Below are 4,825 nucleotides of genomic sequence, written 5' to 3'. Positions count from 1 at the left end.
CGACGCTCGGCACTATGACTGCGGACTATTTTTTCAAGCTGTTGTTTTTGTTCGGTGGTCAGTGTTATTTCTATCGCTTTTCTAGGCATAATGCCTAGTATAGCTGATATAATATATTATTTCTGCAATTAAACACTAGGTTCCAGCAATGACGAGCTTGGATCAGTCATAACGACAGCTTGACCTTCAATAATACGCTCGGCTTCATCCTGGTCGTAAATTCCGACAAAGCCAAAGGCAATGCGTGCGCACTGTATCAATGATTTATGACGGAGCATACGCTTGGTATGCGTTTGATGTGGACCATTAATAACGTAGGACTTACCTTGCTTGTCAGTACCGTTATAAGGAGGACGATAAATCTCATCAAGAAACTCGCGAATACGAATAGGATGCGATCTGTCTTTCCGATAAATCACGCATTCAATAGATGCAGGACAAGGTTTAGCACCGACCAAATCTGTAACCCATTCGTTGTCGTAAACGAATTCAAGTCCATCCATATCGGGATGCTGATTGATGATTCGAGACCATCCATCAACACTGACGACGGGAACGATACCGTTCTGTTTATCCGGATAAGCAAAGATTTCCTTGGTGAACGGATTCAGGCCGTATTGATCAGCAACGATCAATAAAGCACTCATTTGTTCATCGGTAACAACGCCTTCTTTTAATTTGAAAGCGGTGGCCTTCAAGGTGTCGATCAATTTCTGTTCGTCCGGAAAATTAAACTTGTCGGCGAATTTTTTGATCAGGGTGTTTTTATTAATAGTTGCGTATTCCGGTTCAAAGCTGCCACCCATTCCAGACGAATGCTGCCACACATTCCATTTTAAAGCTGCCACTGATTCCGGTTAATGTTGCCACCCTCTGGTGGTGATGTTTTAGCGTTTTTTGACGCGGGATAACTAAACGATATTCTGCTGCCTCTTTTCATCATTATTAAGAGGAAGCTGATGCCAGCTAATAGGTTATCCATGCGAAAAATAAAAGAAGTGTTGCGCCTGAAATGGGCCAATGATTTGAGTGATCGAAAGATTGCCCAAAGTTGCAATATCTCAAGGCCAGCTGTGGCCAATTACGTGGAACGTGCCGAGCAAGCCGGGCTATCCTGGCCCTTGCCGGATACGTTAACTGATGCTGAGTTAGAGCAGTTATTGTTTCCTACACTGCATAAGTCATCAGACAGAGATCGCGTACCGCCTGACTTGTTAAAGGTTCATCAGGAATTGCAAAAAAAGAATGTCACTCTATTTTTATTGTGGCAGGAATACCGTGAACAACATCCCAAGGGCTATCAATACAGCTGGTTCTGTGACCAGTACCGGAACTGGTTAGGTACGCGGGATCTATCAATGCGGCAAACGCATCGCGCTGGCGAGAAGTTGTTTGTTGACTATGCCGGCCAAACCTTGCCCATGATTGATCCACGTACCGGTGAGATCCGTTCGGCACAGATTTTTGTCGCTGTGCTGGGGGCTTCCAATTACACCTATGCTGAAGCCACCTGGTCGCAATCTTTACCGGACTGGATTGGTTCTCATCAACGCAGCTTCACCTTTTTTGGCGGCTTGTCTGAATTGGTTGTCCCCGATAACCTGCGCTCAGGCGTCACCAAAGCGCACCTTTATGAGCCCGACCTGAATCCGACTTATCTGGAAATGGCGATGCATTATGGCGTCGCGATTGTCCCAGCTCGTGTCAGAAAACCCAAAGATAAAGCCAAGGCGGAGGTGGGTGTACAAATCGTTGAACGCTGGATTTTGGCGTCACTGCGCAACCACACCTTCTTTTCACTTACTGAGCTTAATCAGGCAATACAGCAGTTGGTATTAAAGCTTAATCAACGGCCTTTTAAAAAGCTGCCTGGGTCACGCAGTGAGCTCTTCCAAAACCTGGATAAGCCGGCACTTAAAGCCTTACCCATGACACCGTATGTCTATGCGGAATGGAATCTGGTGCGTGTGCATATTGACTACCATGTGGACATCGAGGGGCATTACTACTCGGTTCCCTATCGCTTGGTCAAGCAACAACTGGATGCCCGCATCACTGAAAACACCATCGAAGTGTTTAAAAAGGGTGAGCGTGTTGCCAGTCATCTGCGATCCTGGCTGAAAGGCGGGCATACCACCCTTGATGCGCATAGACCGGAAGCCCATCGGCACTATGGTGAATGGTCTCCTGAGCGATTCATGAGTTGGGCTGGAAAAATAGGCTCAGCAACTCGTCAGGTCATCACTGTCGTACTCCAGGAGCGACGGCATCCTGAACAAGGCTATCGAAGTTGCCTGGGTATCCTGCGGCTGGCTAAAGCCTATAGTGATGCCCGTCTGGAAGCTGCTTGCACGCGGGCCTTGTTATTAGGTACCTGTCGCTATAAAAGCATCGCGTCTATTTTGAAACACGGGCTGGATAGTAAACCTGTGGTGGTAGAGGAAGAATCGGCATTACCACAGCAACACGAGAATGTGCGCGGTTCAGAGTATTACCACTAACCCAAAACGGACAAAAGCCGTGAAGTCACGACTCATAAGGCATTAACAATGCCGGTGACTTCCAGCTGGCTTTATGACCGTATTTTGGTGATAAAGCGTGGGGAAGTTACCGGTTAAAACCACAAATCAGATAAAAACAGGCGGCTATTTATGTTAAATCACCCCACACTCGATAAACTGAAAACCTTAAAGTTCTATGGCATGATTCAAGGCCTGCAGGATCAGGCGCAACACCCCGCTATTGACCAAATGAGCTTTGAAGAACGCTTAGGTTTATTGGTTGATAGAGAAATGACAGATCGTCTTGACCGGCGCCTTAAAAATCGCTTGCTACAGGCCAAACTTAAGCAAAATGCCTGTCTGGAAGATATTAATTATCAGGCCGATAGAGGACTCGATAAAGCGCTATTACAGAGCTTACAGGATTGCCAGTGGATTAAAAAACATCTTAATGTCCTGATAACGGGACCTACGGGTGTCGGTAAATCCTGGATTGCCTGCGCCTTGGCGCAAAAAGCCTGTCGTGAAGGCTATACCGCTATCTATCAGCGTTTGCCGAGATTATTCCAGGAGCTGCCGCTGGCTAAAGGGGATGGCAGTTACAGTAAACTCCTTAATCGCTTGGGAAAAACGGATGTCTTGTTATTGGATGATTGGGGCCTGGCAAAGCCATCGGCAGAACAACGACGTGATCTGCTGGAAATACTGGAAGACCGACACGGCTCGCGCTCAACCATTGTCACCAGCCAACTACCGCTCGATCAATGGCATGCCAGCATAGGCGACTCAACACTGGCTGATGCTACGGTAAATGTCAACGTAGTTGTCGCATCAGTTAAAAATTAGTGGACAGTAGTGTCGGTTTTTTTCGCCGCATTATTGTTTGGTTTATCAGGATTTAAACAGACTTCTGGCTGCCAATCCCAGTTTCGGGTGTTACGACTCCAACGCTCCGGTTTTTTGGCCTTAGCAGCCTCGTAAACCGCTTGGCGTTGCGTCAAGATCGCCCGGTCTTCACCGGTGTGACGTTGCTCGGGTGTGACAAATTGAATGCGGCTGTGCCGGTGCTCGTGGTTGTACCAGGACACAAAGCCGGTTACCCACTCCCGGGCGGCGATCAGCGAGGCAAACGGTTGCGTCGGATAGTGTGCGCCGTATTTCAGTGTTTTAAACAATGACTCGGAATAGGGGTTGTCATTGCTCACCGACGGGCGACTTCGCGATGGCGCGATGCCGAGCTGTTGCAAGGTCGCCAGCAGTGTTGCCCCTTTCATCGGACTGCCGTTATCGGAATGCAAGACCAATTGGTGCGGTGGAATGCCTTCGCGTTGGCAGAGATCCTTGACGAGATCGGCGGCCAACTCGCTGTTTTCCTGCTCATAGACTTGCCAGCCGACAATCTTACGGCTGAAAATGTCCATGAACAGATACAGGTAGAAAAACTGGCCTTTGACGAGGCTGGTCAAATACGTGATATCCCAACTCACCAGTTGTTTCGGTGCCGTTGCGGTGAGGGCTTTGGGCTTGCTGCGTTCAACCGGGGCGCGACAGGCATGACGGTGAGTCACTTGTTTCGCGTCGCGAAGAATGCGGTAAATCGTCGACTCCGACGCATAATACTCACCGCGTTCGGCCAAGATCGGCACAATTTGATGCGGTGTTTTGTCTTTGAATTCATCGCTGTTGGCCACCGCTAACACCCGAGCCCGCTCCTCATCACTCAAACGATTGCTCGGTGCCTGTTGACGGCGCGTTCGACCGTCGACCGGCACGGCTTCGGGGCGTTGCCATCGTTGTAACGTGCGCAACGGTAGGCCCATCACCTCGGCGGCTTTGGCTTTATGGGCGCCGTGATCAACCGCTTCGTTAAACAAGGTGAGTAAATGGATGCGTTCTGCAAGAGGGATCATGGCGCCTTTTCCTCCCAGAACGCGTGGTACTTTTTTTGGAGAATCAACAAAGCGGCGGCTTCTGCCAGGGCTTTCTCCTTGCGCTGTAGGTCTTTTTTCAGTTGGACAATCTCGTCCTGCAAGGGTTTCGCGGCTTTTCTTGATGCGCTGCTTGGTTCGTCGGTCTCAAGCGGTTTAATAAAGTCTTGTTTCCACGTTTGCAGGTGATGGGTAAACAGGCCTCGTTCGCGGCAAAAGGTATTGAGCGCCTCACCTTCCAAGCCCGCGCAGGCTAGCAACGCTTCAAACCGTTGTTCCCGGTTCCAGTCTTTAGGACGTTGTTGTTTCATAGTCTTAGTAGTTGAATTGGATCGTGTCTGTTTAAGCCAGCCTTTCAAAGTAAAGACACTCATATTTAAGTCATCGGCAATTGCT

General features: G+C 48.9%; 4 protein-coding genes and 1 pseudogene. 2 read left to right on the top strand and 3 right to left on the bottom strand.

Annotated elements, in window-relative coordinates:
* Window positions 1–155: 155 nt before the first annotated feature.
* A pseudogene (gene bet / locus Q7V32_RS11470) lies at window positions 156–773 on the bottom strand (phage recombination protein Bet); the annotation flags it as partial.
* A gap of 186 nt (window positions 774–959) precedes the next feature.
* Here bet and istA point away from each other — a divergent pair.
* Both istA and istB read left to right on the top strand, forming a co-directional pair.
* Window positions 960–2,501 carry an IS21 family transposase gene (gene istA, locus Q7V32_RS11465; protein ID WP_304897119.1) on the top strand — a complete coding sequence of 514 codons (1,542 nt, stop codon included), beginning with the start codon at window positions 960–962 and terminating at the stop codon, window positions 2,499–2,501.
* Between the two features lie 150 nt (window positions 2,502–2,651).
* Window positions 2,652–3,347: an IS21-like element helper ATPase IstB gene (gene istB, locus Q7V32_RS11460; RefSeq protein WP_370691458.1), complete on the top strand. Its 696-nt coding sequence runs from the start codon at window positions 2,652–2,654 to the stop codon at window positions 3,345–3,347.
* On the opposite strand, the gene Q7V32_RS11455 is transcribed toward istB, so the two are convergent.
* Window positions 3,344–4,411 carry an IS3 family transposase gene (locus tag Q7V32_RS11455; protein ID WP_304897118.1) on the bottom strand — a complete coding sequence of 356 codons (1,068 nt, stop codon included), beginning with the start codon at window positions 4,409–4,411 and terminating at the stop codon, window positions 3,344–3,346. The two genes, istB and Q7V32_RS11455, sit on opposite strands and share 4 nt — an antisense overlap.
* The coding region (locus tag Q7V32_RS11450) for a transposase (protein WP_304897117.1) at window positions 4,408–4,825 on the bottom strand (418 nt) is incomplete at its 5' end. The genes Q7V32_RS11450 and Q7V32_RS11455, both read right to left, overlap by 4 nt.

The organism is Methylicorpusculum sp., assembly GCF_030651835.1.
Taxonomy (GTDB): domain Bacteria; phylum Pseudomonadota; class Gammaproteobacteria; order Methylococcales; family Methylomonadaceae; genus Methylicorpusculum.
Note: the sequence above shows the minus strand (reverse complement) of the source record. Positions and strands in the feature narration are given on the sequence as shown.